Source organism: Mucilaginibacter sp. L3T2-6 (assembly GCF_030519355.1).
Classification (GTDB): domain Bacteria; phylum Bacteroidota; class Bacteroidia; order Sphingobacteriales; family Sphingobacteriaceae; genus Mucilaginibacter.
The window spans coordinates 73,982-87,660 of the sequence record NZ_JAUMKC010000012.1 but is presented as its reverse complement, the minus strand read 5'-3'; the positions used below and the strand labels follow the sequence as shown (position 1 = coordinate 87,660).

The window sequence follows — 13,679 nt, the reverse complement described above, 5'->3', positions numbered from 1 at the left end:
GTACGCATATCAACATTAGCAAGCACAGCAATTAATTTTTACCTTAGTTTTTTAATCGTATTGCTTTTTGTATGACTGTCTTTTACTTTCTTGCGGCCTTTCTGTTGATCAGGCGACTGGTAAAACGCTATAAGCTATCGCTCATTTATCCTAAGTGGGCCAGCATGTTAAGTACCGCCACCTGGGTGATCATCGTTATTTATATCGGGATTTCCACCACGCTTGATCATTGGGCTGCTGATATACTGGGAGCGGCTATATTGCTTGGCCTGCTGCAATACGTAGATAGAGAGCCCGACTTTGACTTGCAAAAACCCTACCTGCAGGCCAATTATCCTTTAGTGGCAATTGGTTTTATAAATGGCCTGGCACAGCTAATGGCTGAAAACTTTTACGAAAAATATAGTAACTATTTCCAGCTGGCAACGCTGGCTGCATTTGTGTGGATATTCAGCAAGTTTGCAAATTCCAATAAACAGGAAGAAGCCTTGCGGTTAGCCGCTGAACGAAAGGCTGAATTAGAAGCCCTGGTTAGCGCCCGGACCGCAGAGCTGGTTAAGCAAAAAGAAAACCTACAGGAAATTGTAGAGGAACTTAAAGCGACACAAGACCAGCTGATCCAGTCAGAAAAAATGGCATCACTTGGCGAGCTTACCGCAGGCATTGCCCACGAGATACAAAATCCGCTAAATTTTGTGAATAATTTTAGTGAGGTAAGTATGGAACTGATCGAGGAAATGACGGAAGAGCTTGAAAAGGGGGACAAGGAAGAAGCCATTGCCATCGCATCGGACATCAAACAAAACCTGGAAAAGATACGTCACCATGGTCAGCGGGCAGATGGTATTGTGAAAGGGATGCTGCAACACAGCCGCGCCAGCAGTACTACCAAAGAGCCTACCGACATTAACAAGCTGGCTGATGAATATATGCGCCTTTCCTATCACGGTCTGCGCGCTAAAGACAAATCGTTTAATGCCAACCTGGAAATGAACCTAGCCGAAAACCTGCCCTTGATAGATGTCGTGCCGCAGGACATCGGCCGTGTATTGCTCAACATGTTTAACAATGCGTTTTATGCCGTTCAGCAAAAATCAAAAACACATGGCGCTGAATTTAAGCCTACGGTTGCAGTTACTACCACAGCCCAGGGAACCTGGATGGTGATAACCGTGCGTGACAATGGCACCGGTATACCTGATGCTATTAAAGAGAAAATAATGCAGCCGTTTTTCACCACCAAACCAACCGGTGAAGGCACAGGCCTCGGCCTGTCACTCAGCTACGATATTGTGGTAAAGGCGCACGGCGGTAAAATAGATATAGACAGTAAGGAAGGCGAATACACCGAATTCACAATAAAACTACCACTGAAATAAACAGGTTAAATGCCCGGAAATACCGAATTTACCATTTGATTACTGTTAAAATTTAAACTTATCGTTATTTTTAACCGCAAATATGAAAATACTCGTAGTTGACGATGAAGCAGATGTACAGCCCCTTTTTCTGCAACGCTTTCGCAAGGAAATAAGAAATAACGAGTTTGACTTCTCGTTTGCTCAATCGGGCGAAGATGCCTTAAATTACCTGCACAGCTCGCCTTCCGAAGTTGTGCTGATACTATCAGACATCAATATGCCAGGCATGAGCGGGCTTGAATTACTTTCGCATATACGTGAGGATTTTCCAACGCCGCCACCGCCGGTAGTAATGATGATAACTGCGTATGGCGATGAGGAAAACCACAGGCAGGCTATGGAGCGCGGCGCCGATGATTTTTTAACAAAACCATTGGATTTTAATTTACTAAAAGAAAAACTTAAAACGTTTAATGAATAATGGCCAAGATATTGGTAGTTGATGATGAAGCCGACCTGGAACTGCTGGTTAAACAAAAGTTCCGCCGGAAGATACGTGAAAACGTTTATGAATTTGTATTTGCCCAAAACGGCGAGGAAGCGCTGCAACGCGTAAAAGAACACCCTGACCTGGATATAGTTTTAAGCGATATTAATATGCCGGTGATGGACGGGCTTACTTTGTTGAGCCGTTTGCCCGAAGCTAACCCGGTAATAAAAGCTGTTGTTGTTTCAGCCTATGGCGATATGCAGAATATACGCATGGCCATGAACCGCGGCGCCTTTGACTTTGTGTGCAAACCGGTAGACTTTGAAGACCTGGAGATGACGATGGAGAAAACTATCACCCATGTTAACCAGCTGCACGAAACCATGAAGGCCATTAAGGAAAATAACATCCTTAAAATGTACGTAGATGAAAACGTACTAAACTTCATGACGCATAAGGAATTTGAAAACAGCCTGCTGAAAAACGAGTTGATTGACGCTACCGTTATGTTTATTGATGTGTGCGGGTTTACGGCAATTACAGAACAAGTTCCGGCGAACACCGTGGTTAATTTACTGAACGGTTTGTTTGATGATATTGTGAAAGAAATTATTAACCAGGGCGGGCACGTAGATAAATTTATGGGCGACGCAGTGATGGCCGTTTATAAAGGCGAATATCACCTCGACCGGGCGATTGATACGGCACTGCTGGTTAAGGAGCGGCTGAAAGACGCGCAAGAAATAAAAATGGGCGAGGTGTCTTATAAGCCTGCCATCTCCATCGGTATTAATTCGGGCGAGATGGTATCGGGCAACATCGGCTCTGTATCTTTAAAAAGATTGGATTACACAGTTATCGGTGATACGGTTAACCTTTCCCAACGGCTGCAATCGGCCGCTAAAGCCGGTCAGATTGTAATTACGGAAGAAATTTACAATAAAGTAAAAGAATCCTTTAAGTGCGAAAAAATCGGCGAGGTAACATTGAAAAATAAATCGAAGCCTTTTACTATTTATGAAGTGCTGGAGTAGGCGCGCGGGTAATCAGCACGCGAATTTCTGATGTGCGGATGTGCAAATAAAAGCTGACAGGGTAAGCATGGTACTACTATTTGCACATTCACACGCTTCAAATCCTAATCCTTCATCCATTTACTTTTAAATCCCAGCCGTTTTAAGCCATTTTGGATATCGGGGTTGCTCATAAACAACTTCCAGATCAGCCCGCTGCGATAGTTTTCAATCATTACTACAATAGGTCCCTGGTCTATGGCCAAATGGGTTTTGGCGTACCAGTTATGCGTTTCGCTAAAGCCATCGGCAAAACCATACGGCCCCCATATCTTATCACCCAAATCATAGTAAAAATGCTTAAGTGCTTTCATGGAATATTCAGGGGTGTACGGAAATGACGATAATGCAGCTGTGGGTTGTATTACGCCGCGGTCATCCTGCGGACAATGGGCAACATACCCTTTCCAGCTATCACCCGCTGTAAGGCCCCAGCAGTTCTCGCCGTAACCTTTATAGTGTTTAGGGTTTTCAATACAATAAGCCCGGTTGATAAGCGTATGGTTTTTAGTTTGTTCGGCATAATCGATGCCATGGTCATCTCTTAATTCCGAAGGATCGATACCCATATAGGTATATTGTTCAAAAAACAGTGGGCCGCCCATATCAAAATTACCCAAAGGTAATTTGTAGCCGAAATAAGACTTCCCGTTTTTCCATGATGTGCTTTTCACCCAGCTGTTTTCATACAATTCTTTCGATATGGGATGCACAGGCGACGATGCAGAAATGATATAGGTAATTAGCGCCTCATCATACCCAAAAACCGGGAAGTTCATATCAAAATCATTGCGCGGGCTCCAGTGCCAGTAAAGTGTTTTATTACCGCCGGCGCTGTGCCAGTTCCAGTCGGCTGCATCCCACATTTGCTGCACACGTTTTTGAAAATATCTTTCGGGCAGGGTTTTGCCATTAAAATAAGCTTTGGCTGTAAGCAGCCCCATCATCAAATATGATGTTTCCACAATATCAGCACCATCATCCAAGCGGCCGAACGGTATGGTTTTGCCGGTAGTGCCATTCATAAAATGCGGGTAAATTCCGTGATAACAATCCGCCTTGATTAAAAAATCGACAATTTTTATAAGGCGGTTTAATGCGGTATCGCGACCGATCCAACCGCGGTTAACAGCAACTACCGTCGACAAAATACCCATGCCTGTGCCGCCAATGGCGCATGCTTCGGGACCAAATGTGTGTTTGCTAAGGTTGGGCTCATCATCAGCCTCGTTTATATAATCCCAGTAATATTCAGCTTTAACGGTATTATCCCGCTCACGGGCCAGGCCGCTTACCGGATGTGCAAAATGCCAGAAATACCTGAACGTTTGCCGCTGTACAATATCCAGCAAAGCCGAATCGCTGACGTTTTTTACAATTCCGACCGGCTCAATTGAATTTCCGGGGACCGGCTTATGACCAACCGCCTTTTTTTGAGCAAATGCCGGCAGCGTAAATAACAAGCCTCCTAACAAGTAAAGACAGATTCTTTTCATAATTAATTACCGGTTTATTTTAAGAAAGGAAACTACAGCTAACAGCGGTTCAATATAAGACATTTAGATAGAAGGTGAAGGTTAATGTACAAAGTACTTATCCGGGAAGCTCGGTATAGCTATAATGCCCCTTGATTTCCCGGTTCAGAAAATGACCCTTGTACATCGTCGAGCGCATGGCTCGGTACACCTTTTCGGGCACACCGGTATATCGATAGACTTTGCCGGTTTGATACCTAACCGTTAACGTTTGGGCGGCAGCATCATAAATGTATGAAGCAATAACAGCGGAGGGCATAGCGGTCCATTATTCGTAATATAAAAATATCTCGTTGCCGATGGCGTCTACCAGGCCCTGCTCCATGCGGTCCATTTTCCAGCCGCTCTTGGCACAACGGATAATGCCAACCTCCTCGTCGTTTAATGACACCTCCGCTTCATAACAAATATCGTCACCACAGGTTTCAGATATGGGTATGGCCTCGCCGGTGTAGGTTTTTCCATCGTACTCAAATTCCAGGTGGATGGGATCTTTCTCCAGCTGATCGGCCATATCACGTAAAAACCTGATGAGATGCTTGCGCTGCGTCGGCGCTTTCGCGCTCCATTTATCTTTATCAGCCCTTTTGTGCGCCAGCTTAAATTTCAATCCATTCATCTCGGTTGAGTAATCGTTGGCATTCAGTTTTTTTACATGCTGGTGAGATAGAATATACCATTGGTATTCCGTACCTACAGGCACGCCTGAATTTTCAGGGGCATGACCGGCGCGCCGCTTGGTTACGGCGTAAGATATTTCCCATAAATCAGGTGTTATCTTGGTCTCTTTCCAGTCTCCCTGGTCGTAATGCCAGTGATGCCCGCGGCCAATCTGCATGCCGGTGTATTGCGTGTCACCAAACTTCTTATAACGGTTATAGCTGGCGGATAAGTTCTTGCCCTGCTTTTTCTCACTTGTCTTCGTTTCCATGATGATTTTATTAGCCGTTTACTACTTCGCCGCCATTTACATGTATCACCTGTCCAGTTATAAACGAGGCATCATCAGACGCCAGGAACACATAGGCTGGCCCCAGCTCCGACGGTTGGCCCGCACGCTTCATGGCCGTTTCACTGCCGAATTTTTCTATTTTTTCTTCGTCGAAAGTGGATACGATCAGCGGTGTCCAGACAGGGCCGGGTGCAACGCCGTTCACCCTTATGTTTTTTTCAGCGAGATTGGTTGCCAACGACCGCGTGAAGGTGGTTATTGCTCCTTTGGTAGATGAATAGTCTATCAGCGCAGGCGACGAGCGGTAAGCCGTTACCGAAGTGGTATTGATAATGCAGTCGCCCTTTTGCATATGTTTTACCGCTGCTTCTGCAAAATAAAAATAGGCGAATATGTTTGTCTTAAAGGTTATGTTCAGTTGTTCTTCGGTTATATCCTGCACATCCTTTTGCGGGAATTGCATGCCTGCATTATTCACCAGGATATTGAGTCTACCATATTCGTTTACTGTCTTTTCAACGGCATCTTTACAAAAATCTGCGTCTTTTACGTCGCCTTTTATTAACAAACAACGGCGGCCTGCCGCTTCTACCTGCACTTTCGTTTCTTCTGCGTCCACATCCTCCTCCAGGTAAACAATGGCTATATCTGCACCCTCCGCTGCAAAATGAACGCTGACCGAACGGCCTATGCCGCTGTCGCCCCCGGTAATGAGCGCAACCTTACCATTCAGCTTTCCGGATGGTTTATAGCTGTCTTTTATATATTCGGGCGCCGGGTGCATCTCCGCCTCAATACCGGGCTGCCTGTCTTGTTTTTTTGGTTTTTTATCAGTACCTGTTTCCATTTTGTTTAAACATTTTATATCAATTTACCTTCAAACTTTTTTTCGATATCTGCCCAGTAGGGCAGGTCGGCAATCTCCATAAACTCATCCATATTGATACTGCCGCCGTGAACAGGTTTTCCTTTTTTCAGATTTCCCAGGGGCACAGTAGGTGGATTAATCGCTGTAGATACAACTGCTTTCAGGGGAAAGATGTTTTCGGATGGACGAATTTTAATAATTATTGATTAATAAAATATCATTATAAATAAAACAACTGCTGGTGATATGCGGTTTTTAGAAGAGCGGCTTATGGCTATACGTTTAAGCAATAGCCCTGATCAAGTATAAACCTGCTTAGGTAAGATTTATGATAACAAATAAAATTTCAAGAGACGGCGCCAATGAAAGTCCCTGGCAAGAAGAACCAGGATCTGTAAAATCAGTTAGTAACAGCCATAGTCCGGCAACCGTTTACGATTGCCTGATAGTGGGCGGTGGTATAACCGGGCTAACTGCTGCCCTTTTATTACAAAAGGAGGGTAAACAAACCGTAATTGCTGACGCACATACCCCAGGCTTTGGTACAACCGGCGGAACCAGCGCCCACATTAATACATTCGCAGATACAACTTATGCGGAAGCCGAAGCCGCATTTGGCGCCGAAGGAGCACAACTGTTTGCGGATGCCATCAAAGAAGGCATGGGGCTTATTAAATCCAATATCGAAAACTATAAGATTGACTGCGATTACGAAAGTAAGCCGGGTTACCTGTACGCAGAGAATGACGATGAAGCAAAAGAACTGGCCGATATTTATGAGGGCGCGGTAAAGGTTGGAGTAACGGTTCAATATGCCCGGGATGTACCTACGCCAGTGCCTTACCGGCAGGCACTGGTTTTTGAAGGTCAGGCGCAATTTCATCCTTTAAAATATCTTAAGGCATTACACCAAGCTTATGTTGAAGCGGGCGGGATCGTACTGGAGAACAAACTCATCGAAAGTATTGTGCAGGAAAATGGGGTTCACCTGGCCGGAGACATCCGTGCGAAGTCGGTTGTTTATGCCACACACATGCCGCCTAATATCAACGTGTTCAATTTTGAATGTGCGCCTTACCGCAGCTATGTGATAGCTGCAAAGCTACATAGCGGCAAGTATCCTGAAGCTTTAATATACGATTGCCAGGAACCCTATCACTATGTGCGCAGCCACAACGTTGAGGGACAGACATTGTTACTGATCGGTGGCCTCGATCATAAAACCGGCCACGAAGATCCTGAAAAGGCTTTTGCTGAGCTGGAAAAGTATGCCAGAAAGTATTATAATATTTCATCAATAAAATATCGCTGGTCGAGCCAGTATTACGTACCGGTGGACGGGTTCCCTTATATTGGGCAAATGCCGTTTACTGCCGATGGGATTTATTGCGCTACCGGCTATAACGGCAATGGGATGATGCTGGGCAGCATTGCAGGAAAAATATTGAGTGACCTTGTATGCGGGAAAGAAAACAAGTATGCAGACGTCTTCAGTCCGTCCCGCGTTAAGCCAATTGACGGTTTTACTGAGTTTGCAAAAGAAAATGCCGACGCTGCCTATCATTTTGTTTCTGACCGGTTTAATTTTAGGGAGACAGATTCATTGAACCGCCTGCAGCCCGGTACAGGGAAGCTGGTGGAGGTGGACGGCCGAAAGATTGCAGCCTACCGAGATGATGAGGGTAATATTCATGCGCTTAACCCGGTATGTACACACGCCGGTTGTATTGTAAACTGGAATGGAACAGAAAAAAGCTGGGACTGCCCCTGTCACGGCGCCCGGTATGACATTGATGGCAATGTCCTTACAGGACCAGCTACCCATAATTTAAAAAAAATAAAAAATGAATAAGGCTGAGGAAATAGCAATATCCGGCATAGCCGGAACAACATTTATGACGCTGTTCAGCCACCTGGTTTCGGCAGCCGACGGTGAGAATTTCAGTGAGCCGGAACGCCTGGGACAACTGGCCCACCGTCTGATTCCCAAAATTGATAAAAAACAAAGCCAGGCGCTGGGGTGGCTGGGCCATTATGGTGTAGGACTGCTGTTTGCTATGGTGTATGTTGAGCTTTGGAGGCGCAGGCGGCCAAAATCATCTATCAAAAATAATTTAGTTGTGGGTGGCATCAGCGGGCTGATAGCAGTAGCTATCTGGAAAACTACGTTTAGCTTACATCCGCTGCCGCCGCGTTTAAGCTTTAATAAATATTATGTGCAATTGGTACCGGCCCATGTTGTTTTTGCAGTGTTTGCAGGGATAGGTTTCCAGTTGCTGAATATGATAAAAAAGGAGACTGAAGATGGCAGAAAGCAAGATCAGTAAATGCAGTAAACTGATGGCCGGACAGGGGCTCACCATTGCCTTTGCCGAAAGCGCGACCGCCGGATGGCTGTGCTCTGAATTTGCGCTGACCGAAGAGTCAGGTACAGTTTTAAAAGGTGGTATTACCTGCTATGATGCAGATTTGAAAATCTCGCTGCTCGGGGTACAGCAACGGTTGATAGATGAATATACGCCAGAGTCAATGGAAGTAACAGGCGAAATGGCCCGTCAATTATCTAAACTGATCCCTTCAGACATCCAGGTGGCTGTAACAGGGCTAACCACACCTGGCGGCAGCGAAACCCCGGAAAAGCCGGTAGGAACGATGTTTGTTTATGCATTGATCCAGGGACGGCCCGCCAGTTTTCGAAAAGTATTTAAAGGCTCATGCGAAGAAGTGATCCACCAGACGATAGAAGCGACTGCGGAGATGCTGACGGATGAATTAATGGCGAATCGTGCTAATGCCAATATTTAAGCAATGCCCCAAAAATGCCTTTAACCGGGTCTTTAGCCGGTAGTTGTATCCGGGCGATATTCATATCAGTTGCCGGCCTTTCGCCCGGTTTGCCGTAGTTCATATCGTAATCACGGCCATCAGGATAAGCGCCTATTACACCAACATCGCCTTCGTCACCCAGGTTTTTATGTGCTACACCTGCGGGAATTATTAGTACATCTCCTTTTTCTAAAACCAATTGCTGGCCATTATCGCCGCCTAATTGTACAGATGTTTTTCCTGAGTAAATACCCAGCACCTCATGGGTGATGCTATGGTAATGGTGATACGTAAAAATGCCCGCGTCCCAGCTGTTTGTCCACCCGTTTTCCCTGAAGATATTCTTAACATGTGTTGCAGGAAACAATAATGGGATATGGATGGCATTTTTATAAAGCAGCGCCGGTAGCCTGTTGCCTGGAAATATGCCGTTATCTTCAATACTAAATGCTTGTACCATGTTAAATTAATAAGTACCAGGTAAAATAATATTAGTCGTTGCCCGCAAGCCGGATAAGTGTCTTCGCATTGGGAATGGCAGCCATAGCAGCATCATTATTAAAATATAACCAGGCAGATTGCAAATTGCGGTCTTGCTTAAGTTGCGAGGCCACGTTGCGCAAAGTCTCATCAGAGTAAGACGAACTGTACAAGTCCGGCACACCATGAAAGCGGTAATAAACAACCGGTGTATTTCTTACTGCCAAATCGGGCAATTCAGGGTGGCTCATGCCACAAAAGGTTACGCCGCGTTTGGCCAGGCTTTTATAGACTGTATCCTGCCACCAGCTGGGGTGCCGGAATTCAAGAACATTGTTGAAGCCGGGGTCGAGTGTTTCCAAAATCCGCTGCAGGCGGGTCTCGTCATATTTAAGACGCGGCGGCAACTGGAACAATACCGGCCCTAATTTATCACCGAGGCCATCGCTTATCGTCGCATAAAAACTCGTCATCATGTCAGCCACATTATGAAACTGCTTGAAGTGCGTAATTGCCCGCGGGGCCTTTACCGAAAAGCGAAACCCCGGCGGCGATATCCTGTGCCAGTTCTGCAGGAAGCTTAACCTTGGGAAGCGATAAAATGTTACATTGAGTTCCAGGGTGCTAAAATGCTCCGCATAAAATTCAAACCAGCGGCGCTGCGGCAGCCCGTCCGGGTAAAAGCTGCCTTTCCAATGCTTATAGTGGAAGCCTGAACATCCGATATGCCATTCCATAACCCCTTTATAATGAAAAATGATGAGGCCGCTCGCGGCGGCCTCATCATGGATTATTCTGTCTCAGCGGCGGCCGCCTCGTTAACATAGTTTTCAGCTACTTCTGTTAACAGCACATCGGCATTCTTTTCTTCTGCCAAAGTCTCGTCGAGCAAGCTTTGTACTTCGCTCAGGCCAAGGGTGCCTGCCAGTGTTCGCATCGTACCGTAGGACGCAATTTCATAATGTTCCACTTTTTGGGCTGCAGATATGATAGCCACGTCCCGAACCTCGGTGCCTTTGTCCGTATCCGACAGTAATTCCTCGGCCTCCTTCAGCAGGCCTTCCATTGCCAGGCATTTTTTGGCTGAAGCTTTTTCACCCAAGGCTTCAAACACACTTTCGAGCCTGGTTACATGGTTTTTGGTTTCCTCCAGGTGATTAGTGATGGTTTGCTTCAAGTCCTCTGAAGTCGCACCTTTAATCATTTTCGGAAGCGACTGGGCCAAATGCTTTTCTGCCCAGTACATGTCTTTAATCTCGTCCACAAGCAATTCTTTTAATGCGCTTTCCGTTTCTTTTGTGCGGCTGGCAGCTGCTGCTCCCGCACTTTTGTTTGTTTTTGTAGGCATGATGGTAGATTTTAATTGTTATTTATAATGTATTTGTATTAATGCAATTGTTATTCCAATTATCGTTTCTTTTTTATTGAACTTATTTCACCGTTACGTTCTATATAGATTTTATCTATATCATCCATATCCTCCGTTAAAGCTGATTTTCGCACTCCCTGCATAATGTCTTCTTTACACAACTGAACCCTTTTCATCTTGTCTCGCCGAAACTGCCCATCCTCAAAAAGCGGGATCTTTTCGCCCTCAACAAAACGCCCGAACCATTTGCTGTTAGCGATAAGAGCGCCGAATAAGCGATGCAGCAGCGTAATAGCGAGACAGCTGATTACAACCGGGAAAAACGGTGATGCGCCAACCACCGCACGGCTCATTACCGCGCCCAATAATATTACAATGATATTGTCGAGCGGTGTCCGAAGTCCAAATGAGCGGCGGCCTGATATGCGCAGCAGAATTAAAGCAATAATGAACATCACAATACCGCGGCTGCTCATTTGTAAGGCGTTAAGGTCCTTGCCTTCGCCAAATATGGTCAACATGAGTTCCATAACCGAAGATTAAATTAAACGCAGCTATTCCGTCAGCTATACGGTTGATATTTTCTGTTTTATTTCCCATCACTCAAAACTTTTGCAGCCTTTTTCGCTGAAAGCCGTTTCACAACCTTAAATATTTTGCCGGCTTGTTCGTTATAATTTTTAAAAAAGGACTCCAACTGGTTAAGTATGTTTTGCGGCAGGCCATCGATATCCGTCACGTCCGGAAATAGCTGCGATACTTCAGGTATCCCGATGAAACGGTCATTACGTACTACGCTTCCATCGCGTTCAGTTTGTTCGGCCTGTAACGCTCCTATAATCCGTACCTCCATCAGGCAGCCGGGGAAAGTACTCAACTCGGATATTACGATAATGTCGAGCGGGTCTCCATCCTCCCCTTTAGTGCCCGGGATTATACCAAAATCAAAAGGGAACACCAGCCCTGCAGGCAATACTTTACTTAGCATAAAGCCTTTTGACCTTTCATCATAGTCAAGCTTATAATGGCTGCCTCTGGGGCATTCAATCATCACATTTATCTTTTCAGGCTGCTTCATAACCTGCCCTTTGGTATCCGTTTAAAAACTCCTGGTAATATTTTTTGGTTGTTTGTGCATAATTCTGCGCATAAGCAATAACTGTTTCCTGCCATCCCTGGTTCGCGCCAAAAGCCATCAGTTCATCAATCGTCCCTGATCCCTGCATCCCGCCGCTTCGTAACTGTGCCGATGCCGTAAGAGCCGCCATATCATCAATTACCTGGTACATATCGCGGTAATCTTTCAGCAATTTAAATTTAATGGTATCCTTTACTGGCTGCAGCTCCTGTATAATAAAGCTTTCACCACGAAAAGCTGTGTTGCTCAGCAAAGCAGCCGGCACATTTTGCATACGTTGCTGCACCCCTATCACGCGGGCGGCCTCACTCTCCCATTGCAGCTGTTGTACCGTAATGTAAGGCAACACAGATGACGGGCGCGCCTGCTTCATGTCAAGCAGCAGGTATTTGTTCCGTGTGTTCGTGCTTTTCAGCAGAAATAAATAGCGTTTAACGCCAATACTTCCTGTACCGGCCAGGCGGAAGACGGCCCCGATAACTTTGTAATTATACGGCCCGTCGCTGCTGGTTTTTATCCACTCATTAATGTGCGCCTTCAATTCGGCGCGGAGCTTTTTATCCAGCTTAAAGTGCCGTTCGTCCTCAAGCGAGAGCATAATGCTCCTCTTTTTACTGACGGTGCGTTTTTTTAGCAGCTTTTTATAACTGCCTTTCATTGCGGCATTCAAAAAATCGCATACTATTCCTTTGGCAGTTCTGGGTTCAATACTTATTGCTTTGCCTTTAGCCAGCGTAGCGGAATAGGTCCTCAGGTACAATTGCGCCATTTTTAAGGCTCTTTCCGGGTCGATATTCAACGTGTCGAAAGCAATAAATATGCTCGTTGCCATACGGACAACCTCGTAACTCGCGGGGGCCAGTACCGCTTCGTCAAAGTCATTCAAATCAAAATAAACCAGTTTATTATCACCTTTATAGCTGCCAAAATTTTCAATGTGCAAATCGCCGCAGATCCAGGCCAGCGGCGACAGAGGCAGCGGCTGAGCAGCTGCCAAATCCTCGTAAAACAAATGGCATGTGCCGCGAAAAAAACGAAATGCATTTTCAGCCATGGCATCGTATTTCAGTTGCACCATCTCAGGCAGCAGTCCATTACTAAATTGCTGTAGCCTATCTTGTAATTTAACGCTCATTTCTCTTTTTATAACGACTTGATTTACGCTGATGATTTTCCTGCGCCGCATCGATAGAGTGTGTACGTGTCAGATCGTCTTCTTTTTGTGCCAGTTTAGACAAGCTGATGTAAAACTTATACAAATGGTCCAGTTCTTCCTCAGTCAGGTCCTCGATGTTAACCATCCGGTTGCTGCTGCCCTCATGCGATGCTACCAACTCATTTAATTTTAGGTGTATTGCTTTGGAATCCTTGTTCTGCGCCTTCTGGATCAGAAATACCATCAGGAAAGTAACAATGGTAGTACCAGTATTGATAATAAGCTGCCAGGTGTCAGAATATTTAAACACCGGGCCCGTAACCAGCCAGATAATAATTATAGTAAGCGCTGTTAAAAACGCCGCCGAACTGCCGGTTGCTGCTGTCGCCCAGTTAGAAAACCGCTCAAAAAAATTTTTCTTTTTCATGATC

18 protein-coding genes are annotated in these 13,679 nt (G+C 45.5%); 6 read left to right on the top strand and 12 right to left on the bottom strand.

The features are described 5' to 3' along the window. Positions 1-71 precede the first annotated feature (71 nt). From Q3W13_RS14500 to Q3W13_RS14490, 3 genes are all read left to right on the top strand, one after another. Positions 72-1,379 carry a sensor histidine kinase gene (locus Q3W13_RS14500; RefSeq protein ID WP_302864931.1) on the top strand — a complete coding sequence of 436 codons (1,308 nt, stop codon included), beginning with the start codon at positions 72-74 and terminating at the stop codon, positions 1,377-1,379. Between the two features lie 82 nt (positions 1,380-1,461). Then, a complete protein-coding gene (locus tag Q3W13_RS14495; RefSeq protein ID WP_302864929.1) occupies positions 1,462-1,842 on the top strand; it encodes a response regulator in 381 nt (126 codons plus the stop codon). Next, positions 1,842-2,885, top strand: coding sequence for an adenylate/guanylate cyclase domain-containing protein (locus Q3W13_RS14490; protein ID WP_302864928.1), 1,044 nt, complete (start codon positions 1,842-1,844; stop codon positions 2,883-2,885). Before Q3W13_RS14495 ends, Q3W13_RS14490 begins: the two co-directional genes overlap by 1 nt. A 104-nt stretch (positions 2,886-2,989) precedes the next feature. Here Q3W13_RS14490 and Q3W13_RS14485 read toward each other — a convergent pair whose 3' ends face one another. The 5 genes from Q3W13_RS14485 to Q3W13_RS14465 all read right to left on the bottom strand — a co-directional run bounded on the left by Q3W13_RS14485 (position 2,990) and on the right by Q3W13_RS14465 (position 6,404). Further along, complete coding sequence (locus Q3W13_RS14485; RefSeq protein WP_302864926.1) at positions 2,990-4,420, bottom strand: glucoamylase family protein; 1,431 nt, start codon at positions 4,418-4,420, stop codon at positions 2,990-2,992. Positions 4,421-4,517: 97 nt separating this feature from the next. After that, positions 4,518-4,718: a KTSC domain-containing protein gene (locus Q3W13_RS14480; RefSeq protein WP_302864924.1), complete on the bottom strand. Its 201-nt coding sequence runs from the start codon at positions 4,716-4,718 to the stop codon at positions 4,518-4,520. A 9-nt stretch (positions 4,719-4,727) separates the two neighbouring features. After that, complete coding sequence (locus Q3W13_RS14475; RefSeq protein ID WP_302864923.1) at positions 4,728-5,390, bottom strand: hypothetical protein; 663 nt, start codon at positions 5,388-5,390, stop codon at positions 4,728-4,730. A gap of 10 nt (positions 5,391-5,400) precedes the next feature. Beyond that, positions 5,401-6,258 carry an SDR family oxidoreductase gene (locus tag Q3W13_RS14470; RefSeq protein WP_302864921.1) on the bottom strand — a complete coding sequence of 286 codons (858 nt, stop codon included), beginning with the start codon at positions 6,256-6,258 and terminating at the stop codon, positions 5,401-5,403. 14 nt (positions 6,259-6,272) lie between these two features. Beyond that, the gene (locus Q3W13_RS14465; protein WP_302864919.1) at positions 6,273-6,404 is read right to left on the bottom strand and encodes a hypothetical protein; all 132 of its coding nucleotides are present in this window, start codon (positions 6,402-6,404) and stop codon (positions 6,273-6,275) included. Positions 6,405-6,607: 203 nt separating this feature from the next. Between Q3W13_RS14465 and Q3W13_RS14460 the strand changes: the two genes are divergently transcribed. From Q3W13_RS14460 to Q3W13_RS14450, 3 genes are read left to right on the top strand one after another with little or no spacing between them, the layout of a single operon-like run. Beyond that, entirely contained in the window at positions 6,608-8,131 is a 1,524-nt protein-coding gene (locus Q3W13_RS14460; RefSeq protein ID WP_302864917.1) for an FAD-dependent oxidoreductase, read from the top strand. Continuing rightward, complete coding sequence (locus tag Q3W13_RS14455; RefSeq protein WP_302864915.1) at positions 8,124-8,606, top strand: hypothetical protein; 483 nt, start codon at positions 8,124-8,126, stop codon at positions 8,604-8,606. The genes Q3W13_RS14460 and Q3W13_RS14455 overlap by 8 nt, the downstream gene beginning before the upstream one ends. Then, positions 8,584-9,084, top strand: a complete 501-nt coding sequence (locus Q3W13_RS14450) for a CinA family protein (protein ID WP_302864914.1) — start codon at positions 8,584-8,586, stop codon at positions 9,082-9,084. Before Q3W13_RS14455 ends, Q3W13_RS14450 begins: the two co-directional genes overlap by 23 nt. Here the strand turns inward: Q3W13_RS14450 and Q3W13_RS14445 are convergent. Genes Q3W13_RS14445 through Q3W13_RS14415 form a run of 7 tightly spaced genes read right to left on the bottom strand, consistent with a single transcriptional unit; the run spans position 9,068 to position 13,675 of the window. After that, entirely contained in the window at positions 9,068-9,565 is a 498-nt protein-coding gene (locus Q3W13_RS14445; protein WP_302864912.1) for a hypothetical protein, read from the bottom strand. The two genes, Q3W13_RS14450 and Q3W13_RS14445, sit on opposite strands and share 17 nt — an antisense overlap. A gap of 31 nt (positions 9,566-9,596) precedes the next feature. Continuing rightward, positions 9,597-10,322, bottom strand: coding sequence for a DUF72 domain-containing protein (locus Q3W13_RS14440; RefSeq protein WP_302864910.1), 726 nt, complete (start codon positions 10,320-10,322; stop codon positions 9,597-9,599). A gap of 53 nt (positions 10,323-10,375) precedes the next feature. Beyond that, positions 10,376-10,933, bottom strand: coding sequence for a ferritin-like domain-containing protein (locus Q3W13_RS14435; RefSeq protein ID WP_302864909.1), 558 nt, complete (start codon positions 10,931-10,933; stop codon positions 10,376-10,378). A gap of 59 nt (positions 10,934-10,992) precedes the next feature. Then, on the bottom strand, positions 10,993-11,484 hold the full coding sequence (locus Q3W13_RS14430; protein WP_302864906.1) for a DUF421 domain-containing protein: 492 nt from the start codon (positions 11,482-11,484) through the stop codon (positions 10,993-10,995). Positions 11,485-11,543: 59 nt separating this feature from the next. Next, on the bottom strand, positions 11,544-12,032 hold the full coding sequence (locus tag Q3W13_RS14425) for an inorganic diphosphatase (protein WP_302864904.1): 489 nt from the start codon (positions 12,030-12,032) through the stop codon (positions 11,544-11,546). Next, entirely contained in the window at positions 12,019-13,227 is a 1,209-nt protein-coding gene (locus Q3W13_RS14420; RefSeq protein ID WP_302864903.1) for a DUF2252 domain-containing protein, read from the bottom strand. The genes Q3W13_RS14425 and Q3W13_RS14420 overlap by 14 nt, the downstream gene beginning before the upstream one ends. Beyond that, positions 13,217-13,675: a low affinity iron permease family protein gene (locus Q3W13_RS14415; protein ID WP_317567143.1), complete on the bottom strand. Its 459-nt coding sequence runs from the start codon at positions 13,673-13,675 to the stop codon at positions 13,217-13,219. Before Q3W13_RS14415 ends, Q3W13_RS14420 begins: the two co-directional genes overlap by 11 nt. Positions 13,676-13,679 lie beyond the last annotated feature (4 nt).

What these genes read in the sequence shown, in the direction of transcription:
- Q3W13_RS14500 (WP_302864931.1), top strand. Translation starts at nt 72, where the DNA reads ATGACTGTCTTTTACTTTCTTGCGGCCTTTCTGTTGATCAGGCGACTG.
- Q3W13_RS14495 (WP_302864929.1), top strand. Translation starts at nt 1,462, where the DNA reads ATGAAAATACTCGTAGTTGACGATGAAGCAGATGTACAGCCCCTTTTT.
- Q3W13_RS14490 (WP_302864928.1), top strand. Translation starts at nt 1,842, where the DNA reads ATGGCCAAGATATTGGTAGTTGATGATGAAGCCGACCTGGAACTGCTG.
- Q3W13_RS14485 (WP_302864926.1), bottom strand. Translation starts at nt 4,420, where the DNA reads ATGAAAAGAATCTGTCTTTACTTGTTAGGAGGCTTGTTATTTACGCTG.
- Q3W13_RS14480 (WP_302864924.1), bottom strand. Translation starts at nt 4,718, where the DNA reads ATGCCCTCCGCTGTTATTGCTTCATACATTTATGATGCTGCCGCCCAA.
- Q3W13_RS14475 (WP_302864923.1), bottom strand. Translation starts at nt 5,390, where the DNA reads ATGGAAACGAAGACAAGTGAGAAAAAGCAGGGCAAGAACTTATCCGCC.
- Q3W13_RS14470 (WP_302864921.1), bottom strand. Translation starts at nt 6,258, where the DNA reads ATGGAAACAGGTACTGATAAAAAACCAAAAAAACAAGACAGGCAGCCC.
- Q3W13_RS14460 (WP_302864917.1), top strand. Translation starts at nt 6,608, where the DNA reads ATGATAACAAATAAAATTTCAAGAGACGGCGCCAATGAAAGTCCCTGG.
- Q3W13_RS14455 (WP_302864915.1), top strand. Translation starts at nt 8,124, where the DNA reads ATGAATAAGGCTGAGGAAATAGCAATATCCGGCATAGCCGGAACAACA.
- Q3W13_RS14450 (WP_302864914.1), top strand. Translation starts at nt 8,584, where the DNA reads ATGGCAGAAAGCAAGATCAGTAAATGCAGTAAACTGATGGCCGGACAG.
- Q3W13_RS14445 (WP_302864912.1), bottom strand. Translation starts at nt 9,565, where the DNA reads ATGGTACAAGCATTTAGTATTGAAGATAACGGCATATTTCCAGGCAAC.
- Q3W13_RS14440 (WP_302864910.1), bottom strand. Translation starts at nt 10,322, where the DNA reads ATGGAATGGCATATCGGATGTTCAGGCTTCCACTATAAGCATTGGAAA.
- Q3W13_RS14435 (WP_302864909.1), bottom strand. Translation starts at nt 10,933, where the DNA reads ATGCCTACAAAAACAAACAAAAGTGCGGGAGCAGCAGCTGCCAGCCGC.
- Q3W13_RS14430 (WP_302864906.1), bottom strand. Translation starts at nt 11,484, where the DNA reads ATGGAACTCATGTTGACCATATTTGGCGAAGGCAAGGACCTTAACGCC.
- Q3W13_RS14425 (WP_302864904.1), bottom strand. Translation starts at nt 12,032, where the DNA reads ATGAAGCAGCCTGAAAAGATAAATGTGATGATTGAATGCCCCAGAGGC.
- Q3W13_RS14420 (WP_302864903.1), bottom strand. Translation starts at nt 13,227, where the DNA reads ATGAGCGTTAAATTACAAGATAGGCTACAGCAATTTAGTAATGGACTG.
- Q3W13_RS14415 (WP_317567143.1), bottom strand. Translation starts at nt 13,675, where the DNA reads ATGAAAAAGAAAAATTTTTTTGAGCGGTTTTCTAACTGGGCGACAGCA.